Source organism: Metabacillus idriensis (assembly GCF_009674765.1).
Taxonomy (GTDB): domain Bacteria; phylum Bacillota; class Bacilli; order Bacillales; family Bacillaceae; genus Bacillus_P; species Bacillus_P idriensis.
Window position 1 is genome coordinate 318,465 of the sequence record NZ_WKKF01000001.1, and the last position, 16,532, is coordinate 334,996.

General features: G+C 41.8%; 15 protein-coding genes. 7 read left to right on the forward strand and 8 right to left on the reverse strand.

What is annotated here, in order from left to right; genetic code table 11:
• Window positions 1-5 precede the first annotated feature (5 nt).
• The 7 genes from GJU41_RS01585 to GJU41_RS01615 all read right to left on the reverse strand — a co-directional run bounded on the left by GJU41_RS01585 (window position 6) and on the right by GJU41_RS01615 (window position 4,627).
• The gene (locus GJU41_RS01585; RefSeq protein WP_070879263.1) at window positions 6-182 is read right to left on the reverse strand and encodes a spore gernimation protein GerPD; all 177 of its coding nucleotides are present in this window, start codon (window positions 180-182) and stop codon (window positions 6-8) included.
• A complete protein-coding gene (gene gerPC, locus GJU41_RS01590) occupies window positions 179-805 on the reverse strand; it encodes a spore germination protein GerPC (protein WP_154317878.1) in 627 nt (208 codons plus the stop codon). Before gerPC ends, GJU41_RS01585 begins: the two co-directional genes overlap by 4 nt.
• Window positions 806-889: 84 nt before the next feature.
• Complete coding sequence (locus tag GJU41_RS01595) at window positions 890-1,105, reverse strand: spore germination protein GerPB (RefSeq protein WP_070879262.1); 216 nt, start codon at window positions 1,103-1,105, stop codon at window positions 890-892.
• Between the two features lie 13 nt (window positions 1,106-1,118).
• Complete coding sequence (locus tag GJU41_RS01600) at window positions 1,119-1,340, reverse strand: spore germination protein (RefSeq protein ID WP_154317879.1); 222 nt, start codon at window positions 1,338-1,340, stop codon at window positions 1,119-1,121.
• A 179-nt stretch (window positions 1,341-1,519) separates the two neighbouring features.
• Window positions 1,520-2,359 (reverse strand): carbohydrate ABC transporter permease, encoded by an 840-nt coding sequence (locus GJU41_RS01605; RefSeq protein ID WP_154318294.1) that lies wholly within the window; start codon window positions 2,357-2,359, stop codon window positions 1,520-1,522.
• 34 nt (window positions 2,360-2,393) lie between these two features.
• Window positions 2,394-3,281 carry a carbohydrate ABC transporter permease gene (locus tag GJU41_RS01610; RefSeq protein ID WP_070879260.1) on the reverse strand — a complete coding sequence of 296 codons (888 nt, stop codon included), beginning with the start codon at window positions 3,279-3,281 and terminating at the stop codon, window positions 2,394-2,396.
• 83 nt (window positions 3,282-3,364) lie between these two features.
• On the reverse strand, window positions 3,365-4,627 hold the full coding sequence (locus GJU41_RS01615) for a sugar ABC transporter substrate-binding protein (RefSeq protein WP_070879259.1): 1,263 nt from the start codon (window positions 4,625-4,627) through the stop codon (window positions 3,365-3,367).
• A 694-nt stretch (window positions 4,628-5,321) separates the two neighbouring features.
• Here GJU41_RS01615 and GJU41_RS01620 point away from each other — a divergent pair.
• The 7 genes from GJU41_RS01620 to GJU41_RS01650 all read left to right on the forward strand — a co-directional run bounded on the left by GJU41_RS01620 (window position 5,322) and on the right by GJU41_RS01650 (window position 16,303).
• Window positions 5,322-7,490, forward strand: a complete 2,169-nt coding sequence (locus GJU41_RS01620) for a glycoside hydrolase family 3 N-terminal domain-containing protein (protein ID WP_191559185.1) — start codon at window positions 5,322-5,324, stop codon at window positions 7,488-7,490.
• Between the two features lie 4 nt (window positions 7,491-7,494).
• Entirely contained in the window at window positions 7,495-10,839 is a 3,345-nt protein-coding gene (locus tag GJU41_RS01625) for a GH36-type glycosyl hydrolase domain-containing protein (RefSeq protein WP_154317880.1), read from the forward strand.
• Between the two features lie 78 nt (window positions 10,840-10,917).
• On the forward strand, window positions 10,918-11,889 hold the full coding sequence (locus GJU41_RS01630) for a LacI family DNA-binding transcriptional regulator (protein WP_070879256.1): 972 nt from the start codon (window positions 10,918-10,920) through the stop codon (window positions 11,887-11,889).
• Window positions 11,890-12,159: 270 nt separating this feature from the next.
• On the forward strand, window positions 12,160-14,283 hold the full coding sequence (locus tag GJU41_RS01635; protein WP_154317881.1) for a type IA DNA topoisomerase: 2,124 nt from the start codon (window positions 12,160-12,162) through the stop codon (window positions 14,281-14,283).
• Between the two features lie 82 nt (window positions 14,284-14,365).
• Window positions 14,366-14,581: a hypothetical protein gene (locus tag GJU41_RS01640; RefSeq protein WP_154317882.1), complete on the forward strand. Its 216-nt coding sequence runs from the start codon at window positions 14,366-14,368 to the stop codon at window positions 14,579-14,581.
• Complete coding sequence (locus GJU41_RS01645) at window positions 14,542-15,000, forward strand: HAMP domain-containing protein (protein WP_154317883.1); 459 nt, start codon at window positions 14,542-14,544, stop codon at window positions 14,998-15,000. Before GJU41_RS01640 ends, GJU41_RS01645 begins: the two co-directional genes overlap by 40 nt.
• 139 nt (window positions 15,001-15,139) lie before the next feature.
• On the forward strand, window positions 15,140-16,303 hold the full coding sequence (locus tag GJU41_RS01650) for a DUF418 domain-containing protein (RefSeq protein WP_154317884.1): 1,164 nt from the start codon (window positions 15,140-15,142) through the stop codon (window positions 16,301-16,303).
• Here the strand turns inward: GJU41_RS01650 and GJU41_RS01655 are convergent.
• On the reverse strand, window positions 16,300-16,473 hold the full coding sequence (locus tag GJU41_RS01655; RefSeq protein ID WP_139149173.1) for an aspartyl-phosphate phosphatase Spo0E family protein: 174 nt from the start codon (window positions 16,471-16,473) through the stop codon (window positions 16,300-16,302). The two genes, GJU41_RS01650 and GJU41_RS01655, sit on opposite strands and share 4 nt — an antisense overlap.
• Between the last annotated feature and the right edge of the window lie 59 nt (window positions 16,474-16,532).

Consider the following 16,532-nt stretch of genomic DNA (forward strand, 5'->3'; position numbering starts at 1 on the left):
GCGGCTTAAGTCGGTGCAAGAGGGACAAATGGACCGATAATCAGTGATTCAGGCGGCGTATCAAAAACGGATGACAGTGTAATGCAGTTGGCATCGCCAATTAGGAAGACACTGGAACTTGCTACAGCAGTCACCCGAATGGCTCCAACTGAAAGCTCTTTATTCACAACGCTGAAATTCATGTGTTGCTGTCAGCTCCTTCTTGAGGCAGGGCTTGGATAAAGTACGTAATGGACCGTTCCACATCCTGCTTTACTTTAGATGTAATATCTTCAATCTGCGCGCTGACAGGCACGGATTCATCATAGGTTCCCTGTTTTAAGTAGAATCTGATCCGGCTGTCAATTTGCTTGCGTATATCGTCAATAATAAATTCTTTATGCGCATCATCAAGCTCATAATTATTTTGTGCTGCGAGCTGTTCAATGTATTTGACGCAGTCCTCGTTCAGAAAAGCGACCAGCCTTGCCTGAACAGCTTCAAATATTTCTTCCTCGCGCTTCGTGCTGTTTCCCTGGTTCACTTGAAGTCCCTTCTGATCCACCTCAAAGTTTTCAATTTGATCAGGGACAGTTGGATTGAGCCCTATGTTCAATGTTCCCTCAAGAGTTTCAACTTTTAATTGATCAAATTTATATTCTATTTTTTCAATGGTTGTGCTGGGGCGTTTTTTTAATTCTTCTATTTCGTCCATCATGGCGGAAACAGCGGATTCAAGTTTTTTGATTTTCTCATCCTGAGCCTGAACGATTCCGTATAAATGCTGGATACACTGCATCATTGATTGATCATAGTACAATTTCATTCACCCCGCTTATAAAATCACGTACACAATATCTAGGTTCAATTATATGCAGGGGATTGAAAATGGGTGAATGCCTATGCCGGATTAACTTGGGGCCAGCGGAACGAAAGGACCTTCTGTTTGAGTCTGGCCTCCCGGAGGTTCAGCAGGCGGGGCAGGTGCAGTAAATGCTCCTGTATTATAAAGGTTTGCGAGCGGTTTAATAATACCTGCGCTGCCAATTTGAAGGACGGAAGAGTTGCTGACAGCATCAACTTTCAAGTAATTAATTTGGATCGTCTGGTTAATGTAAAAATTCATGTTTTCACCTCTTTTATGCATTTCCCGCTATTGGCTGGTCAATCGTGTCATTATCGTATGCATTCGTGACACTATTTTGATTGTTAATGCTCAAACCGTCTCCCGTATTGAAAGATCCAGCCCCTGCAAAGGTTTTGACTTCGCTGTATGGCGAGATGGTAATCACATCCCCGATATGAACAATGCTGCTCGTACCAACGGCATTTACTTTAAATGCTCCTACTATGGCTGGCATATTCCGACATCCTTTGCTTTGAGGTAAAGTATTGCACCTGTAAAATATCGTATGAAAAATAGGCAAACTTGTGATAGGTGCGGAGTTATTTAGCGGATATAGGCAAGTGAGAAAACTGCTGATATAAAAAAGGACCCGCATAAATGCAGGCCCTCTCAACAGAAGTTTTCCTTTTTCAGTTACTTCATTCCTGATATTGTATATCCTTCAATAATGTGCTTCTGAAATAAGATGAAAATGATGATGATCGGAACGACCATAAAGGTTGATCCTGCCATTTGCAGGGCAAAGTTTCCTCCATACTGGCCTTTTAATAAAGACAAACCAACTGAGAGAGTATACAGTGCCTCGTCATTTGCGATAATTAATGGCCATAGGAAGCTGTTCCATCCTGCAATAAAGGTAAGGATTCCCTGAACAGCAAGAATCGGCTTGGAGATCGGCAGGACGACCTGTATGAAGACGCGAAATTCGCTTGCCCCATCCAGCCTTGCCGCCTCAAGTAATTCATCCGGTATAGTGGACATAAATTGCCTGAACAGAAAAATGCTGAATGCTCCAACAAGTCCAGGCAAGACAATTCCAGTCATTGTATTTGTCAGCTGCAATTGGTTTAGAATTAAATAAACAGGAATCATCGTGACTTGTCCAGGAATCATCATAGTAGCAAGCACCACATAAAAAATCTTTTCTCTTCCTTTAAAATTGAATTTTGCAAATGCATATCCCGCCATCGCATTTAGAAACAATCCAGCAAAAGAAAAAAGCACTACGATAATCGTGTTCTTTAAGTAAACGGCAAAATTCATGTTGACGAAAAGATTAACAAAATTTTCAAGGGTAAATTCACTTGGCCATAGGGTTGGCGGTATTTGCATGACTTCACTCTCAGTTTTAAAAGCCGAGAGAATCATCCATATGAATGGGATGGAGATAAGAAAGCCGCCTATTGTTAAAATGATGCCAAGTGTCCACTGTTTATAACGCTCGTGTTCAGTTAAATACACCGGCTGTTTCATTGTCTTTATTTTCATCGTACTCACCTCTTCATCCTCAATAATCAACATCTTTTTTCTGTAATCTGAATTGAATCATTGTCACAATGATGATGGCGATAAACAAGATAAACGAGCCAGCAGCAGCATAGCCGAAGTTGCTGAGCTGAAATCCATTGCGGTAGATAAATAATGCGACGGAGGTTGTGCTGTCCAGCGGTCCGCCCTTTGTCATAATAAATGGCTCCTCGAAAAATTGCAGCCAGCCGATCATCGTAGTAATGGAGACAAAGAAAATCGCATAGCGGAGCAGAGGAATGGTGATTTTTGTTAACTGTTTCCAATCACTTGCACCGTCAAGCTGAGCCGCCTCGTAATACGTTTTGGGAATACCTTGAAGTGCTGCTAAAAAAATGATCATATTGATCCCGATTGCACGCCATAAAGCTAAAGCAATTAATGATACCTTTGCCATTACAGGGTGCTGCAGCCAAGGGACGGGAGGGATGTGAAGCAGCTCCAATATGTAGTTGAACAAACCGAATTGAGGGTTATATAAATAACTCCATACAACGGCAACTGCTACAACATTAGTGATTGAAGGCATATAAAATACAGCTCTGAAGGCTTTGAAAATACGTGCTTTTCCATAGTTAATAAGCAGAGCGATTCCAAGGGAACAGATAATGACTAGCGGAACCCCAAAGATTACGTAAAAAAGGGTGTTTAGGATAGATTTAATGAAGATCTCATCGCTTAAAACATCCGTATAATTCTGCAATCCAATAAAGTTTATGGTAGACCAATCTGCTAAGCCTGCTAAATCAATATCTGTGAAACTGATAATCAGAGCCACAAAGATTGGCAGCAATGAAAACAAGAACAACAAGATAATCGCAGGCGCTATGAAGAAATATGGTGTTTTGTTGTTAATGATGCTTTTCAAGGGAATCCCTTCTTTCACGTTAGCCAATAATTGATGATGGCTGACAGACAGAGAATTCTGCCTGTCAGCTCAATACTGTCACTTTATTTGTTTAAAATTTCTTCCGACTTCTTGTTGAATTGATCTAATTCTTTTTCTACATCTGCACCGCCGCGGTAAATCTTCTCAAACGTGCTTAAGTAAGTTTGGGCAATTTTTTCCCATTCTTTCATTACAGGCATTGATTGTGAGTGCTCCATTTGCTCTCCAAACGTTTTGTAAAGCGGGTTTTCTTTTAAGGATTCATCTTCCCAAGCTGCTTTTGTTGATGGCAGTGAATTTGTCATTTCCATCCACTTAAGCTGTGTTTCAGGTTTATTCATGTACGCTAAGAATTTTAGTGATGCATCTTTATTTTTTGTATGTTCAAAGATCGATAGATTTGATCCGCCAAGTGCCGAGATGTTATTTTCTTTTGCCGGAAGAACAGCAGTAGCCCATTTTCCTTCAAGCTCTGGAGCCTGGTCATTAATCAGTTTAATCATCCATGGACCGCTGATGAACATTGGAAGAATTCCGTCATCCCGGAAGCCTTGGATGATATCAATTCCCAGTTCATCTTTAGGTGCTGAACCATTCTTGAAAAATCCGTTTAAGTACTCAACAGCTTCAATAAATTCCGGTTCGTTGAACAGTGGCTTATTTTGGTCATCAAGCAGGGTTGAACCATTTTGTCTTGCGAACATGAATGCCAAGCTTTGTTCTTTTGTATCAAGGCTTATTCCATACTTGCCTTTTCCGCGTTCAGATAATTTTTTTGCAGCGTCCTGAAGTTCATCCCATGTCTTTGGAGCTTCGTTATAGCCTGCTTCTTTCAGCAAATCTGTACGGTAATAGAGAACTCGCGTATCAATGTACCAAGGCACTCCTACCGTTTTATCTTCAAATTTAGTTGTTTCTACGGATCCTTCATAATACTTGGCAGGATCAAGTTCCGGATAATCTTTTATGTGGGGTGTTAAATCCATTAATGCATTTGCAGAAGCAAATTCAGGAATCCAGGTTGTCCCCATCTGCAGAACATCCGGGCCTTTTTTTGAAGCAACAGCGGTTAATAATTTATCATGCGCTGTATCCCAGGGAATTGCCTGAACCTTCACTTCAATTTTCGGGTTTTCCTTTTCAAATTCATCAGCAATTTTAGGAAGGGATTTTGCTTCCTCGCCCATGCCCCAGACAGTGATGGTCGTTTTATCGGATGATGCTGAATTACTTGAACAGCCTGCCATCACACCAGAAACAAGCAATGTTCCTAATACTGCAGCACTTATCCATTTTTTGCTCTTAAATCTTGCAGATTTCTTCATTTTATTTCCCCCAGTTCATGTAATTCATTGATTTGAATCAATGGTGTAAGCTCTTAGCTTTAGGCTCTTTTCGTAAACTTTGTTGCTTTTAGATAAAATGTTTATACCCTAAGTGGATCTACGCTGCAGGTACTTGACTCCTGCGGGAAAATAGATGAAACGGGAGACCCCGCAGGCATAGCCGAGGCGGCTCCCGCCCGGACCGCGGAAAGCAAGTTCCTGTAGCGGAAAGTAACGGACAACATTTATAATCGAAAACAACAATCTACCGAAAACAGCCTGGCATTAAGAAAGTATGCAATGTCTAAGATTGAAAGATTTAACCCATCCTCCTTCAGTGAAACGTTTCTATTAAAAAGAAAAAAATATAGATTAACTGAATGCAGCGGCTTTACTCCTTTGTATAATTAAACCAAGGAATAAAACGAATCGTAGAAACGTTTCGATAGGGTTATTATAATCGAGTGTGTAATCGTTTTCAACATAAAAATTTTGGATTTAAATCATTTTTTCAACAGAATTCTATTATTTATTCGTTAATAAATAAGAAATAAAGTGATTTTACACCGTTAAAAACGTTTCGATATTGTTTGACTCATAAAATGAAAGCGTTTATAATCCAATTAAATAGTAAATCGAAACGTTTTTATTACATACTTTTAAAAAGTTATCAATATATGGGGGATGAAAAATAGTGAAACAGAAACTGAACTCTATGATCCAGAAGATGACACTAGATGAAAAGATTGCTCAGTTTATGCAGCTGGCAACTCCTTTTTATAAAGGAGCCAGCAGTGAAGGGCAAATAACTGGCCCCATGGCAGAAATGGGAATCACAAAGGATGTTATTCAAAATAGCGGATCTGTTTTAGGTGCATCAGGAGCGCAAGAAACCATGGAAATTCAAACTGCCCATATGAAAGAAAACCGATTAGGAATTCCGCTTTTATTCATGGCGGATGTGGTTCACGGATATAAGACTATTTTTCCAGTACCGCTTGCAATCGGATGCTCATGGGACACTGAATTAGCTGAAAAAAGTGCGGAGATTGCGGCTAAAGAATCTGCTGTGTCCGGTGTGCATGTTACGTTTGCACCTATGGTTGATTTAGTGCGTGATCCGAGATGGGGACGAGTGATGGAATCAACGGGAGAAGATCCATATCTTAATAGCCGATTTTCAGAAGCGTTTGTCCGCGGTTTTCAAGGGACAGATTTAACATCCGATCTGAATCGTGTTGCGGCATGTGTGAAGCACTTTGCGGCATATGGTGCTGCTGAAGGCGGACGTGATTACAATACCGTTGATGTGTCAGAGCGTGCGCTGCGTGAATATTATCTACCTTCATATAAGGCAGCGCTTGATGCAGGCTGTGAGATGGTTATGACGGCTTTTAATACAGTAGATGGCATTCCTGCAACTGGAAATAAGAAGCTGATGCGGGATGTACTGAGAGCGGAATGGGGATTTGACGGAGTACTTATTTCTGATTGGGGAGCAGTCAAAGAGATGATTCCCCATGGCGTCGCCGCTGATGAATCAGAAGCAGCACTTAAAGCTTTTCAGGCAGGAGTTGATATTGAAATGATGACTGCCTGTTACGTCAACCATTTAAAGAGTTTAATAGAAGCGGATTTGCTTGATGAAAAGCTTGTTGATGAAGCAGTCTTAAGGATTTTGGAGCTGAAGCAAAAATTAGGATTATTCGATAATCCGTATCGGGGGGCAGATGTGCAGCTTGAAAAAGAAGTTGTTCTTAGCGCGGAACACCGCCAGACAGCGAGAGAACTTGCAGCAAAATCTTGTGTTCTATTAAAAAATGAAAGCGTTCTTCCTTTAAACACAAGCCAGAATGTAGCTCTAATTGGACCGTTTGCTGAAAGCGGCGATCTTTTAGGGCCATGGTCATGGCTCGGTTCACAAGATGAAGCTGTAAAGCTCGCAGACGGGTTTAAAATGAAACTGGAATCTTCAAAGCTCCATACTGCCAGAGGCTGTGAGATTGAAGAGGGGAATAAAAGTCAGCTTGTGGAAGCTCTAGAGGCAGCAAAAAAAGCGGATGTAATCGTGCTTGCTTTAGGCGAGCATTCTGGTATGAGCGGGGAAGCAAAAAGCAGATCAAATATCCGTCTTCCTGAAATACAAATTGAATTAATCAAAGCGATGAAGCACTTGGATAAACCGATTGTAACGGTTCTCTTTAATGGCCGTCCTCTGGATTTGCACGGTGTGATCGATCAATCGGATGCTTTACTTGAAGCGTGGTACCCAGGGACAGAGGGCGGTGCAGCTATAGCAGATTTATTATATGGAGATGTTAATCCATCAGGCCGTTTATCCATGTCATTTCCACACTCTGTCGGACAAGTGCCAGTCTACTACAATTGCTTCAACACCGGCCGCCCGCCTGAACATGCACAGGATGAGTATGTTTCGAAATATTTGGATATCCCTAATGAACCGCTTCTTCCGTTTGGATTCGGTCTAAGCTACACAAATTTTGCTTATAGCGAAGCAAGACTCTCTAGGGATGCCATTACAGAAAAAGAGACTTTGCAAGTATCTGTGAAAGTGACAAATACAGGTGAAGCATCCGGAGAAGAAACCGTTCAATTATACGTTCAAGATCTGGCAGGAGAAGTTGTCCGTCCTATAAAAGAACTGAAAGATTTCGGGAAAATTCTTCTGCACCCTGGGGAAACAAAAGAAGTGACGTTTGAATTATCCGAAGCAAAGCTTCGCTATCATCATTCAGACCTGACATACAAAAGTGATCCGGGCAAGTTTCATATTTATATAGGTGCAAACAGTACGGATGTTATTGCTCTGCCATTCGAATTATTGAAAGAAAATGAGGGATAAAAACATGACAACAATGACTGGTTCAACAATTGAAATCAAAGCAGGAGATATTTGTTTCAGCTTTTTAAACAGCGGGGATCTAAGACTAGCCACCCATAAAGATACAATGATTAATCAGTGGATCTCAAATCCGATAGACGGATCATTAAATAATCTGTATTTGCGCTTGCATAAAGAAAGTGAGATTCAGTTTTTTCCTTTGATTGGCGTACAGTCTGGCAGCACAGTATCCTTTACAGATTCTGAGGTTATTTGGGAAGGAAAAGCTGACCAAGTATCCTATCAAGTGACGTTTCAATTAACAGAAAGAGGCGTTTGGTATTGGAATATCGAGCTAGAAGGGCATGACGTGATTGCAGACGTAATTTACGGTCAAGATCTGGGAATTGCAAACAAAGGGGCAGTCCGTACAAACGAAGCATACCTTTCCCAATATATTGATCATCGGGTCTTTGAACATGATCGTTTTGGCTATGTGGTGTGCTCCCGCCAAAATCAGCCTCAGAGCTCTGGATTTCCTTATATTCAGCAGGGTGCCCTGACAAAAGCTGCCGGTTATTCAACGGACGGATATCAGTTTTATGGCTTATCTTATAAAGAAACAAACATTCCAGAAGCATTAACTAAAGAAAATCTGGCAAATGAAGTGTACCAATATGAATTTGCCTATACAGCTCTTCAATCGGAACGAGTGAAATTAGCAGGGAAAGCACAGGTTGTTTTTTATGGCCTATTCAAAGAAAATCATCCTGAAGCAGTTGCTGCACTGGAATATGCAAATGAGGCAGAGGATGCATGGAATGAATACAAGACAGAAAGCAAGGAAGACTTTCAATCTATTGGAAAGATTTCACCCTCTTCTGACATAGGAACGCCTCTGCAGACAACTTCTATGACCTTAGAAGAAGTGGATCAGTATTTTCCGGACAGACATCAGGAAGAATGGGACGGAGATACCCTGCTTTCCTTCTTTACAGATACACATGAGCATATTGTTTTAAAGGAAAAGGAAATGCTTGTCGAACGTCCTCATGGTCATATTCTGATGACAGGGAACAATGACAGGCTCTCTGATCAAATTATTACGACGTCGTCCTTTATGTATGGTGTGTTCAATTCGCAGCTTGTGATCGGAAATACTTCCTTTAATAAAATGCTGACTAACACCCGAAATGCGCTGAATGTAATGAAAACGTCAGGACAGCGCATATATGCGGAAATAGATGGAGGTTATCAGCTTTTAACGATGCCATCTATGTTTGAAATGGGATTCAATTACGCCCGCTGGTACTATAAGCTTGAAAAGGATATGCTGATTATTACAAATTTCACGACAGTTGATTCGCCGGAAGTTCATTTGCATGTCCGTTCTCTAAGTGGCAGCGCATATCGCTATCTTGTCACAAACCAAGTTTCAATGAACAATAATGAATATGAAACATCGTTCAAAATGGAGAAAGATGGTCAAACCCTTACTTTTCATGCAGATGCTGCATCAGACAGTGCTGGAGTTTATCCGGAATTGATGTATCGTCTTCAGGTAGAAGGCACAGATCCGGTGATCAAAGATGAGCAGGCGCTTGCCGAAAATGCTGAGCCGCTTTCTGCTTCATTAGTTGTGATGGAGTTATCTGCATCGAGTGAATGGAACATAGTCTTCACAGGACATCTTCACGGGGAAGAAAGGTCAGCGTCATTTCTTGATGCAGAACAGGAAATCGAACGTTACCGCAAATTTTATCAAGAGGTCATGAATGGATTCCGTTTGTCATTGCCTGACGGGAATTCCGAAGAAGTTGAAAAAGTGAACGACCTTGCCTGGTGGTACACTCACAATATGCTTGTCCATTATTCAGTTCCCCACGGTCTTGAACAATACGGAGGGGCTGCATGGGGTACACGGGATGTGTGCCAGGGGCCAGCTGAATATTTCATGGCGACACAAAAATATGATTCCGTCCGTGAAATTATCAAGACCGTATACTCCCATCAATATGAGGATGATGGAAACTGGCCGCAATGGTTTATGTTTGACAACTATTCTAAAATCCAGCATGGAGAAAGCCACGGTGACATTATCGTCTGGCCGCTTAAAATACTGGGTGATTATCTTGCTGTTACAAAGGACTACAGTATTTTAACTGAAAAAGTGCCTTATACGATCCGCGGATCCTTTCAATATACGGACGTAGAAAAAACAATTTTAGATCATGCAAACAAGGAAATTGACTATATTAAACAGCACTTTCTGCATGACACTTATCTGTCTTCCTATGGTGACGGAGATTGGGACGATACTCTGCAGCCTGCAAATGCCAGCCTGAAAAAATATATGGTCAGCAGCTGGACAGTGGCCTTGACATATCAGGTGATCAGCCAGTTTTCACAAGTTCTTGGGGAAGTAGATGAAAAAGAGGCTGACAGTCTCGAAAAACTTGCTGCAGGAATTAAAGCTGATTTCAATAAATATATGCTTCAAACGGATGTAATTCCTGGATTTATTTACATGGAAAAAATGGGCGAGGAAGAGCTTATGCTTCACCCAGAAGATACTAAGACAGGCATCAGCTATCGCCTATTGCCGATGACACGGAGCATGATCAGCGAACTGCTTACGCCTGAACAGGCTGAAACACATTATCAGCTTATTAAACAGGAACTTTATTGCCCGGATGGCGTCCGCTTAATGAACCGTCCTGCAAAGTACGCAGGAGGGGTAAGCACTCATTTTAAACGGGCGGAACAAGCAGCCAATTTTGGCCGTGAGGTAGGACTTCAATATGTTCATGCACATATCCGTTATGTAGAAGCGATGGCTAAGCTCGGAAAAGTGGATGAGGTTTGGGACGGGCTTTCCATAATTAATCCAGTTGGCATTAGTCAGACCGTTCCGAACGCTGAACACCGCCAAAGCAATGCATACTTCAGCAGCTCGGACGGGAAATTCAATAACCGCTACGCGGCACAGGAAAGATTTAACGAATTGCGCGATGGCACAGTCCCTGTTAAAGGGGGATGGAGAATCTATTCAAGCGGTCCTGGCATTTATATGAATCAATTGATTTCCAATTGTCTTGGAATCCGGCAAGTTCAAGGCGACTTAGTCATAGATCCCGTGGTTCCTAAAAGATTAGATGGCCTTAAATTTCAATTTGAGTATATGGGACACCAAATTACGTTTACTTACCGCATAAAAGGTGAAAAACTAAGCCATGTTCTAATTAACGGGAATGAGATTGAAGGGGAAATCCTGAAGAATCAATATCGCGAGAGCGGCATTCGCATTCCAAGAGCTGAACTGGAAAAAAGGCTTGAACACCATACAGCTGAGATTGAAATTTTCATGTAATGAACAGCAGGCGGTCATGATTGACCGCCGTATTGTATAATAGCTGTAATGTTAAGGGAAGAGATAGGAGAGAGTTTCTTGGTCAGTATTAAAGATATCGCTAAAAAAGCAGGAGTTTCCATTTCAACGGTATCCTACGCACTAAACGGCAGCCCTAAAGTAACAGAAGAAACCTCTGCGAAAATTTTAGCCATTGCCAAAGAATTAAATTATATTCCTAATGCTGCGGCCCGTAACCTTAAAAAGAGAGAGACGAAAGTGATCGGTGTCTATTTGACTGATTTCAGCGGAGCATTTTATGGCCAATTGCTTCAGGGGATATTGGAATCTCTCAGCAGAAATGACTATGGACTGATTGTCTGCAGCGGGGAGCATTCTCATCGGTATTTGCCTGAGCGCATGATTGATGGTGCGATTATTCTCGATTCGACGTTTTCAAGCGGTGAACTTTTGATGTATGCAGAGCGGGGACATAAAATAGTGATACTAGACCGGCAAATCGAACATCCCAATATTAATCAGGTTTTATTGGATAATAAAGCGGGCGCCACACTTGCCATTGATCATATCGTTGAAAAAGGGCATACAAAACTGTATGTGGTCACAGGTCCGGAAGATTCATTCGATTCGATGCAGAGATTGAATGCAGTAAGACAGGCCGCACAAAGGTATCCTCATATTGAATATTCAGAAATTCCAGGGGATTTTACTAAAGAAGCGGGAGAGCGGGCCGCAGAGCAAATCATTGATGAATATGATCAAATTGCCGCTGCCTTTTGCTTAAATGATGAAATGGCGATTGGCATGTACAATTACTTGGCTAATACAGAGTACAATGCAGGAGAGCACATTCATATCATCGGATTTGACAACCTGGAGGTTTCACATCACACCAAGCCCCGGCTATCTACGATTGACTATTCAAAACGCAGGTGGGGTGCGGTTGCTGCAGAACAATTATTGAAGCTGATCAAAGATGTGCCTGTAGAAAATGAACGGATTTATGTGACCTTGGTAGAAGGCGAATCGATTGGAGAAAAGAAAGTGTAAGCCGCAGCTGCGGTTTAAAGAAATATGAGGCGGGAGTGGAAGGAATCTTTGAGGATTCAGTCCATTCCCGTCTTTCGTTTGTCTAGTGTGAAATTAGTTTTTACCGGATATTAGAGCCGAAATCTTAAGGGGAATTCAATTTTAGTATCTGGCGGCATCGTGTCATGTATTTCTTTTTCAGAGAAGATGTTTCATACTGTAGATAGAATGAGAGGACAGCAGATTCATAGTGTCTCTTAATTAAATGTTTGAAAAGAGGTTCAAGAAAGTATGTCGAGAGTTCTTATACTGGCAGAAAAACCTGATCAGGGGCGTAAACTCGCTGCTCCGTTTCCTTTTGTAAAAAGAGAGGGATACTTGGAGATTGGGGCGTGCCCTGTCTTTCCAAATGGTGCGAAGGTCACCTGGGCAATCGGCCATTTAGTTGAGCTTAAAAATCCTGATGAATATAAAGATGAATGGAAAAAGTGGAGGCTTGAGACGCTGCCGATTATTCCAGACCAGTTTTTGTATAAAGTGAGTAAAGGAAAAGCTAAGCAATTTAAGATTGTTAAAGAGCTATTAAAAGAAGCGGATGAAATTATTATCGGAACAGATCCGGCCCGTGAAGGAGAAAACATCGCGCGCCTGCTGATCATGATGGCTGGAGCAAACCAAAAGCCGATAAAACGTCTCTGGACTTCTTCATTAACGGAGAACGCGATTATAAAAGGCTTTAATGAGCTGTATGACGGCAGCAAAACGATTCATTTGTTCCACGAAGCGCAAGCCCGGCAAATATCGGACTGGCTTGTCGGGTTAAATGCAAGCAGGCTCTATACCCTGCATCTTCAAAAAAAGGGGATCCGCGATGTGTTCAGTGTCGGCCGAGTGCAAACCCCTGTATTAAAATTAATTTATGACCGGCAAAAAGAGATCGGAAATTTCAAACCAGAACCTTTCTTCGAGATGCAGGCAGCCTTCAAGGTCGAGAACGGGGAATATACAGGCAAGCTGAAAGGCCGATTTAAAACATCTGAAGAATTGTTTGCAGCAGTAGGACCTGATATTACGGCTGATAAGAAAGCGTATGATGCAAGAGTTAAAAGTACAGAAGTTGCTGAAAAACGTGTGCCTTCACCAAAGCTTCACAGCTTATCCACTCTGCAGGCAAAGCTGAATAAACAAAGGAAAATGAGTCCGAGCCAGGTGCTGAAAACGGCTCAATCATTATATGAAAAAGGATACATCTCCTATCCCCGGACAGATTCGCAATATATTACAGATGAAGAGTTCAGTTACATTAAAGCAAATATCAGCCAGTATCAGCAGGCACTCTCCCTGTCTATTAATCCTGTGCGGCTGCATCCAACAAAGAGATACGTAGATTCTAAACGTGTCAGTGATCACTATGCTATCGTACCGACTGAAAAGAAGGTCAGTTCTGCTGTTTTCAACTCTTTTAGCTATGAACAAAAATCCGTCTATGAAGAGGTCATAAAAACAGCACTTGGAATGTTCATGGAGGACTATGTGTATGATGAAACAACCATTGTGACTTCTATTGGAAAAAATGATTTCATCAGTAAAGGCAAAACGATGAAGAATCCGGGGTGGAAGTCACTGTATCAAAAAGACCCCGTGGAAGCGGATGAAAAAAAAGAAGATCAGATGCTTCCGAAAGTTACAAATGGGGAAGCAGCTGATGCTTCTGTAAAAGTAAAGGATGGCATGACGCAACCGCCAAAACCTTATACTCAAGGCCAGCTGATTACCCTTATGAAAACGGCAGGCAAGCATGTTGAAGACAAAGAAATGAGAGAAGCCCTGAACAGCACCGAAGGACTTGGAACTGAGGCAACACGCTCTGGAATTATTGATACATTGCTGATGAGAAAATTCATTGAAGTCAAAAAGAACGAGGTATTCGTTACAGGAAAAGGCGAAATTCTCTGTGAAGCTGTTGAGGGCACACTCCTTTCCAAGCCTGAAATGACGGCTAAATGGGAGGTTTATCTGAAAGGCATCGGCAGCGGGGAAAAGTCAAAAGACGTCTTCATTGATACAGCGAAAAAATTCTGTTTCACATTGCTTGATCAGGCTAGTGTGAGCATGGAGAAGTTAGAAGTGACTGCATCGCCGACTGTAGATACAAGAGAAGCCATTTGTGTTTGCCCTGCCTGTAAAAAGGGCAGCATCATGGACCGCAAGACTTTTTACGGATGCACAGATTACAAAACAGGCTGCAAGCAGACGTTTCCTAAAAAGCTTTTGGGCAAATCGATTTCAGCGGCGCAAATTAAACAGCTGTGTCTTAAAGGGAAAACGAATAAGCTGAAAGGTTTTAAAGGGAAGAAACCTTTTGATGCAAGCCTTGTTCTTAAAGAAGGGAAAATAGAATTTTCGTTCTCTTAATCCAATTAAATCCCGGGACTTTTGTCTGATTTATAAGAGAGAATATGAACTGGGGAAAGGAACAGATATTTCAGATCTGCCAGTGTTTATACACGCTCTCACCAAACCGTTTATCGGGGATGTTCACGATGCGGTTCTGCTTTCTAAAATCCTTCCGAATCCAGGTGGTGAGCCGCTTCAATTTGTGGATATCAGTACACCTGTCAAAGGCTCAAATTCAGAGTTTAAAGGGGTTCTTGCAGCTCACCTTAGCTGGGAATGGTCAAACGAAATAAAAGAAACCCTGCTGAAGCCGTAAAAGGAAAAAGAGAGAATGTTGAAATTTTTATTGTCAGTGCAAAAGATCAGACCGTTCTCCTTGGACCTGACAGCATGGTGGGCAAATCTTTACCTTTAGACAGCATAAAAAAAGCCAGGGAAAAGGAAAATGATTGGCAGATTGAAACCTGGCCGAATGGAAAATCATATGTAACAGGATATGCCATCAGCAATGGCTACAAAGACAATTCAGGCCTTGGATGGACCGTTATAGCAAGGCAGGCAGAGGATACGGCCTTTGCTTCTGCATCTGAGCTGCAGCAATTTATCATGCTTCTCGGCATCACATCTGCCTTTATTTTCGCCGTCATCGGCTGGTTTGCAGCAGGCCGAATTGCCGAGCCGCTTGGAACGATTTCTGCAGCAGCTCATTCCTTGAGAAAAGGGAATTCGATATAATGATCAGACATTCCGCGCAAAAAATATCGAAAAGAAAAAGACATGATAAACCTAGAAGGAAAAAAAGCGAAAGAATAGGAAAAGAGAGGTTAAGCAATGTGATATTATATTTCTTAACTAGAAGAAATTGGAGGATACAATGGAGCCATTACACGCAATACATAACAAAGACAGGCTTCATTCACTTGATATTTTAAGGGGTCTATCTCTGCTTGGGATTCTATTGGTAAATATGAAATCGTTCCATGAGCCCGCGTTGTACAAAAGCAGTTTTGTCAGCAGCACGGCAGCACCGGACAGGCTGATCGAACAATTCATTAATTTGTTTGCACAAGCGAGTTTTTATCCGCTTTTTTCATTTCTTTTCGGTGCGGGAAGTGTGATTTTTTATGAGAGGGCAAAGAAAAAAGGACATTCGTTTGGGCGATATTATTCAAAGAGGCTGATTGGGCTTTTTATTATCGGTATGCTTCATGCCGCTTTGATTTGGCACGGAGACATCCTGACAAATTACGCGATCATCGGGTTCATCTTTATGATTTTTCTTAAATGGAGTGCGGGGCGCCTCGTGAAGTGGGCACTGTGGATTCTGATCCTGCCGAATCTCCTGATTACGCTTGCTTTGATGGCGGCATATTTAGGGGAACCATTAAGTCTTGATCCTGAAAAATATGGATCACAGGAAGCCATTCAGCAATCATTGGATGTTTATTCGACAGGAAGTTTTATTGAAATCACCCAGCAGCGCCTGACGGATTGGGCGTATGTAAACAATGCGGAGAATGCCATTTTCCTGATCTTATCAATACTTCCGCTGTTTATGCTTGGTGCGGCAGCTTATAAAAGAGGCTGGTTTCATCAGCCGATGATAAAAGAATGGAAACGCACGGCAATCATTACAGCTGCTGTGGCTGCTGTTTTTAAAGGCATGCCATACTATTGGGATGAAAGTATCCTTACCCAGCATTTGCAATTATCACTTGGCGGGCCTGCTTTAACCCTCTGTTATGTATCACTTGTCCTGATGTTTTTAAATAAATTCAAGTTCAGGCTTGAGCCAATAAGAGCTGTGGGAAGGGGATCACTGAGCAATTATCTTCTGCAATCGATTGTATGCACACTTATCTTTTATTCTTATGGTCTTGGATTCTATGGTGAAATTTCTGAATGGACGGGGTTCATGCTAGTTTTCATTATTTACGGGATGCAGGTAATATTTAGTCACCTGTGGTTTAAGCGCTATGGATTTGGGCCAGCTGAATGGCTGCTGCGGAAGTGGATTTACTTTTCGCCGCGGCATTAATTGACGGCAGACTGAAGAGGTCTGTGCTGTTTAAGCTGCTGTTTAATTTGTTCAATAATCAATAAATCAAGTTCTTGGCTGCGGCGAACGGTTTCTGATGAGTTCATGCCGTATTCTTTTGCAGCTTCGAAAAGTTTTTGTCTGTAGTTTTCAATTTCGTTCAGTGCCATGATCTTTTCTCCAACTTTCGGTTTAATATGTCCTGGATTCAGGCGGAAAGTGTATTGAA